Raw genomic sequence first — 18,546 nt, 5'->3', positions numbered from 1 at the left:
CATTATTTAATTAATTCTCTAAAACTTGGCGGATGCGCCGCTCCAACCGTTCAAGATCCAAACCGCCTTCATCACGACTGATCCGCCGCACAGTTGAGTTAACGTTGCCTAAATCTACCAATAAATCTTGGAGAATTTCTTGCTGTTGACGTGATTGAGTAACTTCTCGCGGCTCCTGCACCAAATCGCGCACGATGGTGTCTTCAGCCCGCGAAGCGATAACTGGGTCGTTTTGCCCCTGTAGATGAACAAAAGTTCGCCGCCCAGGTCCGCGCTCTTCCTCAATTGGTACTACTGCTGTTACCTGATCTGAGCGCACGTATTTTCCGAATCCCAGATGGACTAGCACTGATGACTGTATTTTCATGTAGAAGAGTGTTTTTTTTCTGACTTACTTCTATTTTAAATTTAAGTTAAATGACCTAACATCTATAACTAGAACGGGTTCTACCCAATGCACGAGTAGTAGTTTCCCATTGCCAATTCTCATATTATTTCTTTGTGATTTTGCACTTAAGCGCCCACAGGCTTCCAGCCTGTGGCTATACAAACAAAGCCTGCCTTCGCAGGCTTTTAGGCATTAAGTCCGCGCCGGCGGACTTCGTTTTTATAGCCGCGACTTCAGTCGTCGGGTAATGAGTCTTGAGGTCTAATAACTAAGAAACATCTTTTGGTTGATAAACTGCACCAAAACTATGGTCAGTATTAATCTCGATAACTAAATCAACTAATGTCGGCATTGTTACCAATGGTTTGATGAATAATTCGGGATGAAGAGAACGCCAAAAATAATAAACAAATTGCTCTATTTCTTTTTCGCTCATTCCTGATTTACCAGCAGCAATCATCTGCTGTTCCGCTTGGAGGCGCCATTCTAAAGAGCATCGGTAATCTTTAGGATACAGCACGATTAAGCTGTCCAATCGCTGCCACAGTGGTAGATAATCGCTTAATCGGCGATTCATATCACGAGCAAATGCTTTATCTTCATCTGTAATAATTGGTGGGGGTGCAGTATCAAATGCTGCGGGGTTGATGGGTTGCACGCCAACAAACCAACCTTCAAATAATACAATATCTACACCTTCGACAATTTCTGGAGTGATTCTATCACCCGCACCGCCGCAAGCAGATTTATCAAAGCGGGGAACTGCTACTGGATTTTGTAACTGGCGAATTCGATCTAGTACAGTTAAGCCTAAGTCTATATCATGGGTTCCTGGGGGACCGCGCCAAATTAAACGGGGGTCTTGCTGTGTTAGTTTTAGGCGATCGCTATAAGTTTTGTATAAGTCATCTAATGATAAACTCAGGGTATGATATCCCAACTCTTTGAGAATCAAGGTGAGAACCGCGCACATTGTCGTTTTCCCGGTTCCCTGTCCTCCTAAAATTCCCTGTATAAATGGACGCCCCAACTCTTGACGGCGTGATGCTAGTTGCATTCCCAAAGGTAGCCACAAATTCCTCAACACCTCTAACATCGCATTGGGTTGACGATGTAGCGTAGTTTCGCAGAACTGGCTAAAAGCTGGGTAGACAGATTTCAACAAACGTAATTGGTCATTGGGCATTGGTAATGGGTAATGGGTAATGGGTAATGGGTAGTGGGTAATTGGTTAAGGGTTAGTGGATAGTGGATAGTTGTTAGTCGGAGCGTGGATAGTGCTTAGTCGGAGCGTGGGTAGTGCTTAGTTGTCCACGCCAGATGCAGATAGCGCGGGAAACCCGCGCAACGCACTGGCTCCCCAAGTCTCCCAAGTCTGCCTTGTCCCCCAAGTCTGCCTTGTCCCCCCATCCCCCCATCCCCCCCTCCCCCCCTCCCCCACTCCTCACGATCCCAGCTTGAAGGCTTCGAGAAATAAACTGTAGGTGAAACCAACTTTGAGAAAGTTTAGGGATTCTATCCAGAGCGATCGCCTTGCGAAAATGCTGCTACGATAAAATATTCTGCTGCTGACTTCTGTCACTACTACTAAAGTTCCGGCTACCACAATATCCCATTCAGCAGTTTGTCCGGCTGTGGTAGCAACTGCCGATCCCAAAAAAAAACCGAACAAAAAACTAATCAATAGCAGCGATAGTCGCCGCCAAGGATTGAAAAACCATTCCCTTAGGCGGGTAGCAATGGCATTCGACAAATTATTGAGACGAGTATTTTGCATTGACTCAGACTTTTATGGAAAAGTCAACATATCATAAAATACTTCTCTAGAGAGAATATCGTTTTGAGCATAAGTTTGTTTGAATAGTATTGTAGATGCTATTGGTTTTTTTGGCGTAAATAAAAGATTATACATTTTGTCGTACTGAGCCAAGCTGAAAAGCTTTGTTAAGGCTACTTGCCAGCGGGTATACTTTTGCTCAAAATGACATTTTTGATACATTTTATTTGCTAATTTAAAGAGAGTCTACAATAGGCAATTTTGTTTAATTGCTTTTTTGGATAATAAGCTACTATTTGGGCAAGCCTAAACAAAATACTTATTTCTAATAATTATCAATATGAAATCGTCAGTGTATCGTAACGCTACTGTCGTAGCTTGTGCTTTGGGGCTGCTTGGACTGTTGCTGGCATACTTTCAAGTAAGTGTGTCTTTCGAGTCAGAAAAGCCAGAAAAGTCTTTTCTACCGCCTACACACAAGCCTGAAGACCAGATGACAGATTCTGCACCTGTTTTTGATAACAAAGCGGACAGCAGTAAAGAGACTGGTAATTCGGTCTTAACATATAGTAATGATAACTCGGCTCCAAAGGCGGGAGAGCAAGGTAGTTTGCGAATGAGCAATCAAACAGATCAGCCTGTAAGACTAGCAATGCTAGCGCGATCGCCTTCTAAAGGCGAGAAAACTCAAACTAACTCTTTCGATGTGCCGGCGCATTGGGATTTTGCTCCTAGGGAAGGTAATGAGAAGGGGCTAATTCTTTCTTTGCCTCAAGGGAACTTAAAGCTAGAGAAGGGAGATATTTTAGTGGCTTTTGCCCAAGATGGTTCGCGCCGTTACTGGGGACCATATGTTGTCGGCGAAACTTCCATACCTGTTTGGAATGCTCAAGGCAAAGAATGGCAATTAATTCTGAGTCAATAGTTTAGGGAATGGGGAATGGGGAATGGGGAATGGGGACAAGGGGGAGTGGGGGGACAAGGGGAGCCAGTGCGTTGCGATCGCCAGTGCCGTGCGGAGGTCACGAACGTTATGGTATCCACTCTTCTTTGATTGCTCTAACTAGGAAACCAGCCGGATTTGGCACTTCTGCTTTAGACTGAGCTTCTTTAAGCGCTTCAATAGCCAAGAGTGTCGCTTTCTCAGAAACGGAGCTTATCGTTTTTTTTAAGGTAAGATTCAATTGGATTTCCAACGTATCCAACTCAGCTTGAATCTTAGTGCTGACGTTAGTAGACGGAGATTTACGGGTGGAGATAGCTGTTATTTTTTCTTTAGCGCTGTCCACTTTGTGCGGCACGTTTCCGGAGGAAGCACTCAGGTGAAAACTGCCTTCTTGATCTGTCACCTCCAGGTTGCTAGGGCATTGTTGCAATAATTGTGACTTCTGCTTTAGTCTTTCAACTTCTTTATATGCTTCAGATAAGGATTTTGTTAGACGCTCAACTTCTCTGAGCAGTACTTCATTCTCGTCCGCTAAGACTCGCTGCCGTCCGTGAATCGCTTCTAAATGCTCACGTAATCCACGGTTTTCAGCTTCAATATCTTGCACTCGCCGCTTCAGGGTTTGATACTTGGCATCTTTTGATGCATCTGTTGCCTTTTGTAACGATGGTACTGATTTCTGTTTCCTAGTTCCTGCTTCACGAAGATGCTCAATGCGAGACTTTATTTCAGGCTCTTTGTACAGCCAAGCAGTAGAAACCTCCGCAACCTCGGCAACAGTTTTAAAGTTTATGGAACGGTTTTCTTTTATAAGTTGCTTAATTGCTGCCTCAACCCTATCAAAAGCTTCTTGCCTTTTCTTCAGGGCATTTTGACGTAACCCCTCCACATTACGTTGATGTTTCATTGCAATCCTCCAAAGAAACGATAATGCGTTCTAGATTAGTTTTAACTGGTAGGTTCTCTTTGAGAATTTCTTGAGAGCGTCTGCTTTGTGAGTTTTCTTCAGCCCAAGTGACTATTTTATTGGTACGATCGCGCATGTTCCTTATGCCTATCTAAATACCTGCTATCAGTTTTGATCGGGAGCGCATCCTTTGCCATCTGTTCCGGTCAGGCATTTATTAGCACCCCAAGGACAGACACCTTGAACTACAGGCAAAGCGCATAGTCCGCTCTTGTAATGCTTGCGCTAATATATTTCGTTTCAACCATTGCTCATCAATATTATTGGAGTCTGAACCAGATACTAATTATTGTACAATTGCATCTTGCGATATCGTCTTTCCTGTTACGTCAACAATTTTGTCCTTAAATTTTATAAATTCATTTTTTAAAGTTTTGTCAAAAATATAAGCATAGGTTGCTGTCATTGTCGGCGATTCATGCCCTAAATACCGTTGAACAATATGCTGAGGTACTCCATTATTAATCATTTTTGTACCAACAGTATGCCGAAATTGATGGGTTTGAAAATGCCAAATATTACCGTTTATATCTCGAATTTATTTTTGAACAGCTAGTTTATTTAAAGCATCCGCGAATGGTTTAGGTCTGACTGGTCTACCCTTACCATGAGGTTTTGGGGCAGGAAATAAGTAAGAAAAATTATCACCCCATTCTTCTCTGACTATCGATTGTTGTTCTTGAATCACTGTTGCAACATATGGAGAGATTGGTATTGTATGCTCTTTTTTCATTTTAAATTGATAGTAAAGTAAAAACCAATCTCGCTCATTGTCTTGAATCAAACAGTCAAATGAGATGTTACATAGCTCGCTAATTCGCATTCCACATTCCTGAATGATTAGAGCCATTCGCATATAATATGGATGCAACTGTTCAATATTTTGATTGAATTGAACTAATACTTATTCAGGAATATAACGAGGTAGTCCTCTTGTAGGTTTGGGAAAATCTTCGGCATAAATTAGTCTTTTATCAGGAACAGGCAGCCACTCCTCAATTGCACACATTTCTAGAAACTTTTTTAAAGAACCAATAGATTTCGATATTGTTCGAGGATGCAATCCAGTATGTGGAAGTTGAGTTATGTACTCCAATATTAAGCGACGGTCAATATCTTGCGCTTGTAACAAAGGATGATAGTAAGCAATAAATGCGGAAAAATCATTAATGGCTCCTATGCTATCTAAAGATTTTTCTGCTGAATAAATCGATAATCTATAGCGAATATACTTTTTAGTAGCTTCTTTCAACCAGGCTTGATTAATCCTAGTAAAATTTAAAGTACATTTAGCGCGAGAGGGATTAACTCTGACTCCCAATTTATGCAGTTCCCACACATCTTTCTCATGCTCATCTCTGTCGTCGTAGTAATCCAATATAACTTTATAAATTTGGGTAAAGTAAATGAGTGTTTCATCTTTAATAAAAACCTTTTTATTCACTTGAAACTTAACATTGTAATATTCTCTAGTGCGTTTTTTTAATTCATTATGTTCAGATAAATAAGAACGCAATGACAATTCCCATCTTTCGTCATGTTCTCTAGTAAAGAAATTCCTTTATTCGTTACACTATTTAACCACTCTACAATATTCTTAATTTTTCTCTTGTGAATCCATAAAGTATTAATTGACCATTCCTGTTTTATAAGTTTTTGCCAGCAAGCATATTTTAGTTCTGCATTAATTGTTGGTGAGTTACACCCAAAATTAATATACCGATTGCTTGAAACTCTTTTTTGCTGTCCAAATAGCGGACATTTAGTTATATCCCATTCGTCGTTCGCCCAAAAACCTTTCAAATCTGCTTCTAACGCTTGATGTTTATCCAACGACCAATGAATTTTTAAAGCTTCCATTACTTTATTTTTTACTTCTTCGGTTTATCTAAATATTCTTTGTAAGCCTCTTTCAAATCATCGTCATTCAAATTAATGTAAGTTTTGATTGTAGTTTGTACATCAGAATGACCCAACCTTTTTTGAATGTAGGAAGCATCCCACCCACTACGCGCTAATTCAGTCCCGTGGGTATGGCGCATCATGTGGGCATTAAATTTAATTCCAGTTTTCTTGCTAAGACGGCGGAATAAATCTGCTACAGCGGGATATTTCATCGGCTGCCCTATTACACCATCCCATAAGTTTATAAAAACATAATCGCTATCACATTCATTAAATTCTCCTAATAAATATCTGGAGTAGAACTCCATCAATTCCTTAGTAACATGAACGTTATATTCTTCTTTTGTTTTTGCTCTAGCTCCATTAGCGTTATCACAGCGGGGAACTATTTTAATTAAATTATCCCAGGACTTGATGTCAGAATGTCTTAAGCCTAATGCTTGACCAATTCGCATTCCTGTTTCATAAAGTAAGAAAATTAAAAATTTATCCCTGAAGCGATCGCAAGCAGTAATTAATCCTGTGACCTGCTCTTGAGTTAGAGTTTTAGGAATACGCTTTGGTTCTTTCAGTTTGATTAACTTAGTCTTAACAGGTTTACTTTTATTTATATGGTGCAAAAAGCTTTTATACTGCCTACCTTGTATCATCTGACTGTAAATTGGAATTTCTTTAACTGTGCCTAAACGCTCTTGGTAATCATAAAGTACGCACACCGAAGTAATAATCACGTTTACTGTTGTCTCGGTACGTCTAGCTTCTTGTGGTTGCAGCGATAAAACACCCACTTGAGGTTGGCGCAAGTAAGAGATAAATTCAGCTAAATCAGAAATTTTGATTTTTGTCCAGTCTCTATTGGTATCCCGCAAAAATTCCCAATACAGCTTGAGGTGGTGAGCGTAAGCCCTGATGGTGTTTGGCGATCGCTCAATACTTTCCAGATAGCTGATAAACTGCTCGATAGGTCGAATTGGCAGATAATCATCTCCTAGCACCGTCCAAGTTACACTGTCGGTGTTAGGGAGGCGCACCCTTTGTACTTTCATTATACTTAGTTTACAACGTTTACATCATAGAATAGCTAGCTGGGATTATTCTATAATGTAAACTGATCGTAGGTCAATATGTTGTTGTTTACTTTAAAGAATTGTTTTGGGCAACTATTGTTAAGTAATCAACGACTATTGACTAGTTGCGGTTGACTAGTAACTATTGATTGTTATAATTCGCGATCGCGCTGCCTAGTAACTAATGACTAATGACTGATGACCAATGACTAATCGCGCAGTTGACCGATGGTTCAACAATTTAGGAAAGCGTCCAGTTCTAGCTGTGACTCTATCGATTTTCTGGCTGATTTTGATTGGTTGGGTGGGTTATGGGTGGAATTTGGGCAGTATTGGCTTGATTGATGAGACAGAGCCGCTGTTTGCCGAAGCTTCACGCCAAATGTTCGTTACGGGTGATTGGATCACGCCGTTTTTCAATGGTGAAACTCGTTTTGATAAGCCTGCTTTGATTTACTGGTGTCAGGCGATCGCCTATGCAATCATTGGTGTGAATGAATGGGCAGTGCGTCTGCCAAGTGCGATCGCCGCGCTAGCTGTGATTAGTGTGTCATTTTACACTTTGCTCATGTATCTGGCTAGACTTGACGAGTTAGAGCATATTTCTCGCCCGACTCGACGCTGGTTAACAGCTGCTTTAGGAGCCGCTATCATGGCACTCACTCCAGAAATGATTGTCTGGGGAAGAACGGGTGTCTCAGATATGCTGCTAACTGGATGCGTAGCAACAGCTTTGTTATGCTTTTTTCTGGGATACGCAAGTAAGGGAATGGGGAATGGTGAGTCCAGCGCCGTGCGCGGGTTCCCCGCGTTGAGGCGACTGGCTCTCCCGTTGGGGGAATGGGGAATGGGGAAGAAGGTTATTCCCAATCTCTCATCCCAATCGCTATTGCCGAATAAGTGGTATTTAGCTTTTTATGTGCTAATTGCTGGGGCGATTTTGACTAAGGGACCGGTGGGAATTGTCTTACCGGGGCTGATTATCGCGGCGTTTCTGCTTTACGTCGGGAAGGTGCGAGAAGTGTTGCGAGAAATGCGCTTTCTCATCGGGATGCTGATAATTTTTACTTTATCAGTACCCTGGTATGTGTTGGTAATTTGGCGCAATGGTTGGAATTATATTAACTCGTTTTTTGGCTATCACAACCTAGAACGCTTTACAGAAGTCGTTAATGGTCACAGAGCGCCTTGGTATTTTTACTTTGTAGTAGTACTGCTAGGCTTTGCGCCATACTCAGTTTACTTGCCGATTGCGATCGCCAGGTTGAAGTTTTGGCAAATAAAATACTGGCGCTCTCAAGAACGCTCTCAACAACTTAGTTTATTTGCCTTTATCTGGTTTATTGTTGTCTTTAGCTTTTTCACCATTGCTGTCACCAAACTCCCCAGTTATGTTTTACCTTTAATGCCAGCAGCAGCAATTTTAGTAACGCTCTTATGGAGCGACTTTCTCTTAGACAAGGGGACAAGAGGGCAGGGGGACAAGGGGCACAAGGGGCACAAGGGGGACAAGGGGGAGTTTGTCTCCTCGTCTTCCTTGTCTTCCCCCACTCCCCCCCTCCCCCCATCCCCCCCTCTCCCCATCCCCCCCTCTCCCCATTTCCCCCTCTGGAGTGGCTGGGTAAATGTAGCATTTTTATCGGCGGTAGGAGTGGCATTATTTCACTTACCTGAATTATTAGGTAAAGATCCAGCTGCACCTAACTTTCCCCAACAACTTCAACAGTTAAATTTACCGATGTTGGGGGGTATAATTTGGCTGCTTTGTGCGGTAATTATTGCGGTTTTATTACTGCGTCGTTTTTGGCTGCCGATTATCGGTGTAAATTTACTGGGATTAACGGCGTTTTTAATTGTTGTGTTGATGCCTGCTTTGTTTTTGATAGATCATGAGCGTCAGTTGCCTTTAAGAGAATTATCGGCGATCGCAGTACAAGCAAAACAACCAAATGAAGAATTAATCATGGTTGGGTTTAAAAAACCAACTGTTGTATTTTACACTCATGAAAATGTAACTTTCCTCAAATTTACTGAACATGCTCAAGAGCATATCCAAAACCAAGCAGCGAAGAAAGCACAGCCAGCCTCAGTGCTGGTTCTTTCTCAGCCGAAAAAGTTGATACAAATGAATTTGCAACCAGCCGATTACGAAAATTTAGGCATCAGTGGTGCTTATCAATTGATTAGAGTGCCTTTTAAAAGTTAGAAGTTAGGAGAACTCCGTTCTCCTAACCCCTAACTCCTACTCCGTTCTCCTAACCCCTAACCCCTAACCCCTAACTCCTCTTCAAAGCTTGATTAATCTGGTTTAACAAATCTTCCATCGAGATTGAGCGGGGCAAAATCTGAGTAGCGATCGCATCCACAACCGTTTCTATTGACTCCAATTTCTCCTGAGTTTTTTTCTGGTTTTTCTTATGCGCTGAACTAACCTCTTGGGGATTTAATCGCTGGTCTAGTACCAAAATCGGTGGCAAATCAAAAGGCAATTGTCCTAATGTTTTCAGTGCAGCTCGCGCTTCTTTTTCATTAGAAGATTCACCTAAACAAATCAGCAATAAATCAACGCTGTGGTGGCGAATTTGTTGTAGCATTTCTGCCCAAGAGCGACCCATTGCAGCTTTCAAACCTGCTGTTTGCAGATACTGAATTAAAGCTTGAAACCACTCAGAACCGCGCTCCGCTGTTAAATTGTTGAGTGCGGAATTATTGGACGATCCATAATCGCTAATCTGCTTGCGCGTTAACTGTGGCAGATCGGGCAACATGGTCAAATCGACTACTAACAAGCTGGGTGGACAGCACATCCCAGAAGCAATTTGCAGCACTGACAATAAAGCGTCTGTTTTCCCTGTTTGACTATTGTTATCGTTGGTAAATGACGACAAGCAAGGAAATACAGAAAGTCCATCCACTTGTGAAGCTTCTAATGTCGTTGCTACATCGCAGGTAACTAATGGTAAAGCTGCCAAACGAGGATGTTGACTGAGTTGTTGCAAATAAACTTTTGCTTTTGAAACTTCTTTATCCAGCAATATTACATCGAACTGCCAAACTCGCGCTAAAAGTTCTGCTTGATCTAAATCATCAACTTCGATTACCCGATGTTCTCGCAGTGATGGATGGGGATTGACAGATTCTAACTCGGAATTGACCAACCGAAGAATTCGCAGTGGGGTGTGAACATTGATTTTTGTATTATCTTGACTCGGTTGCTGCGCTTCTTTAGCTGCACACAACTTTTCTAGAAGTGGTGCCAAAACCTGATGCTGCACTGGTAAGCTGATAAAACCATCGGCACTATTAGCAAATGCTTGTTCTTTTTCGGCTCCTGTTGCTGTCACAATCACTCTTATGTGACGAGTTGCAGCATCTGATTTAATTAAAGTCAGCACATCCCAACCCGACAAAAGGGGTAACAGTGGATTCAAAAATACAGCTTTCGGTTGCAAGCGACGGGCTTTTTCAACTGCTTCGCATCCCGATCGCGCAATCACTACCCGATAACCCAAACCTGTCAACTGCTCGGTGAGTTCTTCAATATATCGAGCTACTGCCTCAACTACTAACACTAAACGTTGTTCGCTAGCGGCAAGATTGGCAGGAGTTGAAGACACGCTGAGACGAGAACGAGGCAAGACGCTTAAGCTATCGGCGTCTTCGATTTTGTGCGCTGCGGTGTCTTCTACCCCCATATCTTGATCGCCGAAGTTTGTTTTGGGAGGACTGGGGGGTAGTAGTAAAGTAAATTGGCTACCTTTGCCTTCACGAGAGAGAAAGCTCACATCACCACCGTGGAGACGTGCCAAAGCTCTAGTTAATACTAACCCCAAACCTGTGCCTTCAAATTGGCGGGTGAGGGGATTTTCTAGTTGTTGAAATTTTTGAAATATTAAGTGCTGTTGATGTTCGGGAATACCTATACCTGTGTCCCAGACTGTAAAAGCAATCCAACCTTCCCAACGACTTACCCGCAGCCCAATTTCTCCACCTGTTTCGGTGAATTTGAAAGCATTGGAAAGCAAATGTACCAACATTTGCCGCAAGCGTAATTCATCGGCGATGATTTGGTCTAAACCTGGTTCGATGGAAAGGGTAAATTGATGGTCGGGTGAACGTGAAGCTTGAGGAGAGACGTTGACTGGAGTTTTACTGTTTTGAGTGTGGATGGCTTTCGCTTCGGATGCAGCGCGATCGCATACTGCCCGAATTTTTGCCGGTGTTAAAGTCAACTCCATCTGTCCGGTTTCCATGCGGGTCAAATCTAAAATGTCATTGACCACACTCATTAAATGTCGTCCGCTTTGATGAATCAATCCCGCGTAACGCGCTTGACGCTCGTTTAATTCTCCTAATTGTCGATCTACAAGCAACCTTGATAATCCTAAAACGGCAGTCAAAGGTGTTTTTAATTCGTGACTAATACAAGCTAAAAATTCATCTTTTAAGCGATTCAATTGAACTAAGTCGGCATTTTTTGCCGCCAGTTCTTTACAAAGTTGCTGCTGTTCGGTTACGTCAGTTGCTAAGACTAACCACAATTCATTGCCTTCTGATTCCTGTGTCTGGGGCATCTCTAACTCAGGATTCAGAATTTTCAACTCAATACTATCTAAGGGAATTTTCGCAAATTGCCAAACTCGCTCTTGACCATTTTGCACTTCTAAAATGCAGGTGCATATTCCTAAATTGCTATCAAACAAACATCGATTTGCAGTATTAGCTTCGGTAAATATTTGCTCTGGTAATTTTTTGATTATTGGTATTGATTTTCGTCGTGGCGACAAGCTTTTTTTAGTTATTACTTCGGAAGTATTTTCTCGACAATTAAGTTGAATATCTCTAGATACCTCCTCATCAAGGTCGTTGCATGTGTTAATGATATTGCCAATCGTGGCTGTCGGATATTCTGATTTTGTTGATGAATTTAATATTTCTCCTACTTGTTGCCTCACTCCTTCTGGATCTTTCAATCCACCTAATTGTTGCCACCATGCTGGGTTTTGGGTGACTACTTCGCCACTACTAGTTTGCAACATTAAGGGCCAAGGCAATCGTTCCAATAACTGCACCAGTGGTTTGTGTCCCTCTGGCTGATATTCTTTTTGTTTAGCCGATGTCTGATGACAAGCTCCTTTGGGTCTACCCTTAGGAATTAACGTACTACTAGCTTTTTTCTGCTGTACAGTTTTTTTGCTGTTGTCGCGATCGCTCTCACTTGCGTCAATTTCCACTTGCGCTAACAATCGTAACAGGCTAACTGTATCTACCAATCCCAAATATTTTTTCTTTGCGTCAATTAGCGCCCAATTTAAGTTATTGCTTTCGCCACTTTGAGAAGCCAAAAACAAGCCAAATTGATCCACATTTAAAGATGCGGACAATATTTGTATTGGTTCAATTAAAGCTTTATCTAATATTGAGATTGGCTGCTGTAAATCTAAAAACTTAAAATTTCCTTGGCGTTGTTTTGCCGCCAAAAATTGTGGTATTAAACGCGATGAGTACAGCAACCCTATTGGGTATTCTTGCTCATTCACCACTACGACGCGATCGCACTGTTGTTGGGCAAATATTTCTAGCAAAACTGCCAGAGTTGTTGTTTCTCTACAACTCGGTACGGTTGCCACAAAATCATTAAGCGGGTACTGTAACATTGGCATAAAACTTTGGTTGTCCCACGTGACTATGGAAGCTCCAGCATCACCACCTGCTTTAAAAGTAGCCGATGGCGTTTCACAGCGAAGCAATATCCGACGTATGAAGCAAAGCGCGATCGCGCTTTGTGGTTACAATTTCAACGCCATTCTTGAATAGCAGCTCGCAAATCGATAGTGTCTGTTCTGCACTTATGAATGAAAAGTTAACAATTATTACGGCGGTGTCAAACTAAGCCGCTCGTCACTTCAATCAAGCATCCTTAAGTGTATCCTCCTAGTGTTTAAATCGAGAAAGCAATATTCTGTAACTAGAACAATTATGTAATAAAGATTCGCTTTTGAACCTTGAGGAATTATAATGATTTAGAATACGACAATTTTTTAAGTTCGTTTAAGTATCTTATCAAGGAGTGAATTCCCAAAATCTATATTTAGATAGATATATACACCCTAACAAAAAATTAAACACTGCTCTCTCCACCACCAACCCTGACTCAACAACTACCATTATCTCAGAGTTTAGTAGCTGCCATTTGTTAAATAGTTAACATCATATTTTGATATAAAACTTTACATTTGGCTGGACTAGAAGTTGACTTGACGCTCAGTCTGACTGAATGGTGCCACTTGTTATCCGTTGATAATTCTTGGTCGGCAAAACTTACCCTAATGATAAGAGCAAAATTTCAGCACTCAATATATGTGAGGTGATTTCATACATAATTACCCATCGCCATAGAATAAGTAAAGAAATGCAAAAAAACTATATGAAAAACTTCTTGACAAATATTATGATTTATTTACATTGCCCAAAACCTCAGCAGTTTTTTAGCAGATGACGAGAGCCGACAAGCAGGCATTGTTGCAGCAACTTAAATCAGATTACCGACAAATTCTTATAAATTACTTTACCACAGACAAAACACTGAAGGAAAAAATTGATAAATTTATCAATGCAGTATTTTGTGCTAATATTCCTGTGCCGCAAATTATAGAGATTCACATGGATTTAATTGAAGAGTTTTCCAAACAGCTAAAATTAGAAGGAAGGAGCGATGAATCGTTACTTGATTATCGGCTGACACTGATTGATGTTTTGGCTCACCTATGCGAAGCATATAGAAGTTCGATTTATAAATAAATTGAACAAGAGCGAACATCAGTACAAAAGTTACCGAGGGTCGAAAACGTTCTTTTAAAGATGCGATGTCGGGACGACAACGCTCCGCGAACGCGTTCAATGCCTGGACCGACAGTGCGTAGATTAAGATCGACTTATCGCTACTTAGAACGCAATGAGTGCGTAGTTTCATTTCTCACTATAGCCTGTACTTTTATGAATAAAGTCAGAAAAACCTATGTTCTCAAACTTTATGTAGCAGGGAACACCGCCAATTCAGTACGGGCGTTAAAAATACTCAAAAACATATTAGACCAAGAATTTCAAGGTATTTATGCTTTGAAAGTAATCGACGTACTGAAAAACCCGCAACTAGCAGAAGAAGACAAGATATTAGCCACACCAACATTATCGAAAATTTTACCTCCACCAGTTCGCAAAATAATCGGCGATCTTTCAGACAGAGAAAAAGTGTTGATAGGATTGGATTTACTTTATGAAGAACTAACTGAAGAAGACTATTTTGGGGAATAGATTATTTAATCAAAAACTAGAAATTTTAGTCACAATGGTTTTTCTTGCGATTTGTTAATTTAACTGGCAATGAGTGAAAACGAGCAAACAGAGCAAAGCAATACCTCACCAAGTGGGGGTGTAGAAAAAATTCGTACAATGATCGAGGGGTTTGATGACATCAGTCATGGTGGTTTACCTGTTGGTAGAACTACTTTAGTCAGCGGCACCTCTGGAACTGGCAAAACTTTATTATCTCTTCAGTTTCTCTATAGCGGTATCACCTACTTTGATGAAGCGGGAGTATTTGTTACCTTTGAAGAATCACCCAGTGACATCATTAAAAATGCGGGTATTTTTGGTTGGAATTTACAACACCTAATCGCTGAAGGCAAATTATTTATTCTTGATGCTTCTCCCGATCCAGAAGGTCAAGATATAGTAGGAAACTTTGACCTTTCAGCACTCATTGAGCGACTGCAATACGCAATTCGTAAATATAAAGCCAAACGAGTTTCAATAGATTCTATCACAGCGGTATTTCAACAGTACGAAGCTGTCGCAGTCGTGCGACGAGAAATTTTTCGCCTTGTAGCACGTCTCAAACAACTAAATGTCACAACAATTATAACTACCGAACGCGCTCAAGAATATGGTCCTGTAGCCTCTTTTGGGGTAGAAGAATTTGTTTCTGATAATGTAGCAATTGTCCGCAACGTTTTAGAAGGAGAACGTCGTCGTCGCACAATTGAAATTCTCAAATTGCGCGGTACAACTCATATGAAAGGTGAGTATCCTTTTACTATAACCAATGCCGGGGTTAATATTTTTCCACTAGGAGCAATGCGCTTGACGCAAAGGTCTTCTAATATCCGCGTATCTTCTGGGGTGAAAACTTTAGATGACATGTGCGGTGGTGGTTTCTTTAAAGATTCTATTATTTTGGCAACAGGAGCTACTGGCACTGGTAAGACTTTATTAGTTAGCCAGTTCATCCAGGAAGCCTGCCTCAACAACGAACGCTCAATATTATTTGCTTATGAAGAATCACGCGCTCAATTGTCTCGAAACGCTCAATCTTGGGGAATTGATTTTGAAGAATTAGAACATGAAGGTTTGCTGAAAATAATTTGTACTTATCCGGAATCTACGGGTTTAGAAGACCACCTACAAATTATCAAGTCAGAGATTGCTGAGTTTAAACCGGCTCGGATTGCGATTGATTCTCTTTCAGCGTTAGCAAGAGGAGTAAGCAATAATGCATTTCGGCAATTTGTAATTGGGGTGACGGGTTACGCTAAACAAGAAGAAATTACAGGTTTTTTTACAAATACAACTGACCAATTCATGGGTTCTCATGCAATTACAGATTCTCATATATCCACGATTACCGACACAATTCTCATGTTGCAGTATGTAGAAATCAAAGGCGAGATGTCAAGAGCCATTAACGTATTCAAAATGCGCGGTTCATGGCATGATAAAGGTATCCGGGAGTACAATATTACTGCCGACGGTCCAGAAATTAAAGATTCTTTCAGGAACTACGAAAGAATTGTCAGCGGTGCGCCAACCCGCGTTAGTATCGATGAAAAGGCGGAACTTTCTCGCATCGTCAAACGTTTTGAAGACAAACAGAGTTCCGATTCCTAAATTTGGCATCGTGCTATATTCTGTGGTGAGTAAAGGGTTTCTGCCGCTTGATTTCGTGTGAGGGGACGCGGTGAAAGGACAGCAATTATTCCATAGCTTCTTGCCTGGTGTGATAGTAATATTAGCAATTCAGCCTGCTTCGGCTGAAACTGTAAAAGCTGAGGAAGTACAGCTGGCTGCTTCTGGTAATGTCTCAAGTTCCACTCATAGTGAAACTTCCGTTACAGACATGATCGATCGACGGCTGCCCAATACTGCCAGAGATAGTATACCAGAGGTAATTACATCCTCGACTACAGTTAAACCTTTAATTAGTAACAGTATTCCAGCAACAGTGACGGGCAAGACTGGTGTGTTAATCGGACAAAAAGGTATAGTATCCAGTTGGGTGCCGACTGAAAATTATTTTGAGTTAGGAGATAAAATTCGCTCTCGCATCGCTTTTGAAAAACAAAGCGCGATGTCTAACGACAAGTCGCTGCGCGTCTACGGATTCAAATTAGCACAAAATACACCGACTTCAGCTGACCAGAAAGCAACTACGTTCCCGGCAGCGTTGACAAACAAAAAAAATCCGGCTACTGAGTTGCAGACAGTATCACAAGTTTCAACTTCTGATTCGACAGCAGCAAGTTTACAAGATAAACAGCAGTTTTGCCCCCAGAAACCACAAAACAGCCAAACCTTTTCCTTAACCGATGGGGTGATTGACTTAAAAGCCTGCCGAGAAAGACAAAATAATTCTACTGGTGGTAATTCGGGAACTCAAGCACAAACACCCAGAAGCGCACCAATAACACCGATTCCTACCCCCGCACCGGGAGGAGGAGTGCAAACTCCAACACCAATACCAGTAACACCTACACCTACAGGGGAAATACAAATTCCCGATTACCTCAATCAAAACCCAAATCCGCTACAGTTTCCCACCAAACCAGAAGAAGTGAGGCTACAGGGAATCCAGCCGATTACTTTAGCACAAGCACTAGAACTAGCACGGCGAAATAATCGCGATCTACAGGTGTCATTATTGCAGCTACAACGCAGTCAATATGCCGTACGCGAGGCGCAAGCTGCTTTGTTACCCAATTTTGATGTTAATGCTAGTGTAACTCGTCAGCAGTCTGCCAGCGGTCAGCTTGGGGCAGAGCTACGGCAACAACAAACAGGGATTTCCGCAAATCAAGACGAACCTAGTACGGGTTTGAATGGTCAAGCGCAACTTTCGTACAACCTCTATACTTCTGGGAGCCGGCAAGCTGTTATTAGACAGGCTGAAGAACAAGCACGGTTTCAAGAGTTGGATGTTGAGCGTCAATCCGAAGTAATCCGGCTGAATGTCTCCACTGATTACTACAACTTGCAACAAGCAGATGAAACTGTTCGGATTAACACTGCGGCTGTGACTAACGCCCAAGCTAGTTTACGAGATGCACAAGCTTTAGAACAAGCTGGAGTGGGTACGCGCTTCTCTGTACTGCAATCACAGGTGAATTTAGCAAACGCCCAACAAGATTTGACTAATTCTATCTCGCAGCAGCAAATCGCCCGCCGCCAGTTAGTGACTCGGTTGAGTTTGAGTCAGTCGGTGAATGTCGTTGCCGCAGACCCGGTAAGATTAGCAGGTCTTTGGAATCAAACGCTGGAACAAAGTATTATTTTAGCTTTCCAAAACCGTCCAGAATTGCAACAACAGTTAGCACAACGTAACATATTTGAGCAACAGCGACGCGGAGCGCTTGCACAAATAGGTCCGCAAGTTAGTTTAGTTGCCAACTACAATCTGCTAGATCAGTTTAATGATAATGCTAGCGTTACCGATGGTTATTCGGTGGGAGTGCAAGCAAACTGGAGGTTGTTTGATGGAGGAGCAGCAAGAGCAAGGGCGAATCAACAAAGAAGTAATATTGCGATCGCCGAAACTCAATTTGCTCAACAGCGCGATCAAACCCGCTTTGAGGTAGAACAAGCCTATTCTACCCTGCAATCTAATTTGCAGAACGTCAGCACCGCTACAGGCGCCCTAGAACAAGCTAGAGAGTCTCTGCGGTTAGCGCGTTTGCGATTTCAAGCTGGTGTAGGTACTCAAACCGAAGTAATTGACGCGGAAACCGCACTTACACAAGCCGAAGGAAACCGAGTCCAAGCTATTTTGGATTACAACCGCGCTTTAGCTAGTTTACAACGCTCCGTCACCTCTAGAGCGTTGCGTTAGTTAATGTTAGTGGATAGTGGATGGTGGATGGTGGTTGGTGGATAGTGGTTGGTGGATAGTGGGCATAGGTTTGGCTGTGCGGTCTTGGTGTCGGACCTGCGTCGAGCATCTGCCGTCATTGGGCATGGGTAATGGGTAATGGGTAATGGGTAATGGGTAATGGGTAATGGGTAAGAAAGAAGAAATATTTCTCAAGAAAGCGATAAGATTGCCCCCCTGCCTCCCCTGCCTCCCCTTGTCCCTTGGACTGAACCCGGACAAAAATGGACAGGCTTCATCCTTTGTGACTCGCTATCGTGTTGAGGATCTTTAAAACAAGCCTGTCCATTTTTGTC

18 protein-coding genes and 1 pseudogene are annotated in these 18,546 nt (G+C 41.9%); 7 read left to right on the top strand and 12 right to left on the bottom strand.

Annotated features, from left to right (window positions below; all coding sequences use genetic code 11):
• Positions 1-10 precede the first annotated feature (10 nt).
• From PI95_RS23685 to PI95_RS23670, 4 genes are all read right to left on the bottom strand, one after another.
• The gene (locus PI95_RS23685; RefSeq protein WP_039739955.1) at positions 11-367 is read right to left on the bottom strand and encodes a hypothetical protein; all 357 of its coding nucleotides are present in this window, start codon (positions 365-367) and stop codon (positions 11-13) included.
• Between the two features lie 289 nt (positions 368-656).
• Positions 657-1,574: a glycerate kinase gene (locus PI95_RS23680; RefSeq protein ID WP_039739957.1), complete on the bottom strand. Its 918-nt coding sequence runs from the start codon at positions 1,572-1,574 to the stop codon at positions 657-659.
• Between the two features lie 73 nt (positions 1,575-1,647).
• On the bottom strand, positions 1,648-1,806 hold the full coding sequence (locus tag PI95_RS23675; protein ID WP_163519133.1) for a hypothetical protein: 159 nt from the start codon (positions 1,804-1,806) through the stop codon (positions 1,648-1,650).
• A gap of 26 nt (positions 1,807-1,832) precedes the next feature.
• Positions 1,833-2,165 carry a DUF565 domain-containing protein gene (locus PI95_RS23670; RefSeq protein WP_039739959.1) on the bottom strand — a complete coding sequence of 111 codons (333 nt, stop codon included), beginning with the start codon at positions 2,163-2,165 and terminating at the stop codon, positions 1,833-1,835.
• Between the two features lie 340 nt (positions 2,166-2,505).
• Here PI95_RS23670 and PI95_RS23665 point away from each other — a divergent pair, with 340 nt between their 5' ends.
• Positions 2,506-3,090, top strand: coding sequence for a hypothetical protein (locus PI95_RS23665; RefSeq protein WP_039739964.1), 585 nt, complete (start codon positions 2,506-2,508; stop codon positions 3,088-3,090).
• Between the two features lie 106 nt (positions 3,091-3,196).
• Here PI95_RS23665 and PI95_RS23660 read toward each other — a convergent pair whose 3' ends face one another.
• The 6 genes and pseudogenes from PI95_RS23660 to PI95_RS23630 form a co-directional block, all read right to left on the bottom strand.
• A complete protein-coding gene (locus PI95_RS23660) occupies positions 3,197-4,018 on the bottom strand; it encodes a DUF6262 family protein (protein WP_052324792.1) in 822 nt (273 codons plus the stop codon).
• Positions 4,002-4,154: a hypothetical protein gene (locus PI95_RS23655; protein WP_163519132.1), complete on the bottom strand. Its 153-nt coding sequence runs from the start codon at positions 4,152-4,154 to the stop codon at positions 4,002-4,004. The genes PI95_RS23660 and PI95_RS23655 overlap by 17 nt, the downstream gene beginning before the upstream one ends.
• Before the next feature lie 210 nt (positions 4,155-4,364).
• Positions 4,365-4,961: pseudogene (locus tag PI95_RS36170) on the bottom strand (tyrosine-type recombinase/integrase); the annotation flags it as partial.
• Between the two features lie 21 nt (positions 4,962-4,982).
• Complete coding sequence (locus PI95_RS23640; protein WP_052324795.1) at positions 4,983-5,594, bottom strand: site-specific integrase; 612 nt, start codon at positions 5,592-5,594, stop codon at positions 4,983-4,985.
• Positions 5,561-5,938: a hypothetical protein gene (locus tag PI95_RS23635; RefSeq protein WP_039739967.1), complete on the bottom strand. Its 378-nt coding sequence runs from the start codon at positions 5,936-5,938 to the stop codon at positions 5,561-5,563. Before PI95_RS23635 ends, PI95_RS23640 begins: the two co-directional genes overlap by 34 nt.
• Positions 5,939-5,949: 11 nt before the next feature.
• Positions 5,950-7,029: a tyrosine-type recombinase/integrase gene (locus PI95_RS23630; protein WP_039739969.1), complete on the bottom strand. Its 1,080-nt coding sequence runs from the start codon at positions 7,027-7,029 to the stop codon at positions 5,950-5,952.
• 226 nt (positions 7,030-7,255) lie between these two features.
• Between PI95_RS23630 and PI95_RS23625 the strand changes: the two genes are divergently transcribed.
• Positions 7,256-9,256, top strand: coding sequence for an ArnT family glycosyltransferase (locus PI95_RS23625; RefSeq protein WP_163519130.1), 2,001 nt, complete (start codon positions 7,256-7,258; stop codon positions 9,254-9,256).
• Positions 9,257-9,326: 70 nt separating this feature from the next.
• Here the strand turns inward: PI95_RS23625 and PI95_RS23620 are convergent, their stop codons facing one another.
• Positions 9,327-12,713, bottom strand: a complete 3,387-nt coding sequence (locus PI95_RS23620; protein WP_039739974.1) for an ATP-binding protein — start codon at positions 12,711-12,713, stop codon at positions 9,327-9,329.
• Between the two features lie 25 nt (positions 12,714-12,738).
• On the opposite strand from PI95_RS23620, the gene PI95_RS36945 reads away from it, so the two are divergent.
• From PI95_RS36945 to PI95_RS23600, 5 genes are all read left to right on the top strand, one after another.
• The gene (locus tag PI95_RS36945) at positions 12,739-12,867 is read left to right on the top strand and encodes a hypothetical protein (RefSeq protein WP_268896812.1); all 129 of its coding nucleotides are present in this window, start codon (positions 12,739-12,741) and stop codon (positions 12,865-12,867) included.
• A gap of 678 nt (positions 12,868-13,545) precedes the next feature.
• Positions 13,546-13,851, top strand: coding sequence for a phosphatase RsbU N-terminal domain-containing protein (locus PI95_RS23615; protein WP_039739976.1), 306 nt, complete (start codon positions 13,546-13,548; stop codon positions 13,849-13,851).
• Positions 13,852-14,046: 195 nt separating this feature from the next.
• Positions 14,047-14,364 (top strand): circadian clock protein KaiB, encoded by a 318-nt coding sequence (gene kaiB / locus PI95_RS23610; RefSeq protein WP_039740654.1) that lies wholly within the window; start codon positions 14,047-14,049, stop codon positions 14,362-14,364.
• A 69-nt stretch (positions 14,365-14,433) separates the two neighbouring features.
• Positions 14,434-15,996 (top strand): circadian clock protein KaiC, encoded by a 1,563-nt coding sequence (gene kaiC / locus PI95_RS23605; RefSeq protein ID WP_039739978.1) that lies wholly within the window; start codon positions 14,434-14,436, stop codon positions 15,994-15,996.
• 70 nt (positions 15,997-16,066) lie between these two features.
• Positions 16,067-18,211, top strand: a complete 2,145-nt coding sequence (locus tag PI95_RS23600) for a TolC family protein (RefSeq protein ID WP_039739981.1) — start codon at positions 16,067-16,069, stop codon at positions 18,209-18,211.
• Positions 18,212-18,217: 6 nt separating this feature from the next.
• Here PI95_RS23600 and PI95_RS23595 read toward each other — a convergent pair whose 3' ends face one another.
• Entirely contained in the window at positions 18,218-18,406 is a 189-nt protein-coding gene (locus PI95_RS23595) for a hypothetical protein (RefSeq protein ID WP_163519129.1), read from the bottom strand.
• Positions 18,407-18,546 lie beyond the last annotated feature (140 nt).

Source organism: Hassallia byssoidea VB512170, from assembly GCF_000817785.2.
GTDB lineage: Bacteria > Cyanobacteriota > Cyanobacteriia > Cyanobacteriales > Nostocaceae > Hassallia > Hassallia carrinoi.
Note: the sequence above shows the minus strand (reverse complement) of the source record. Positions and strands in the feature narration are given on the sequence as shown.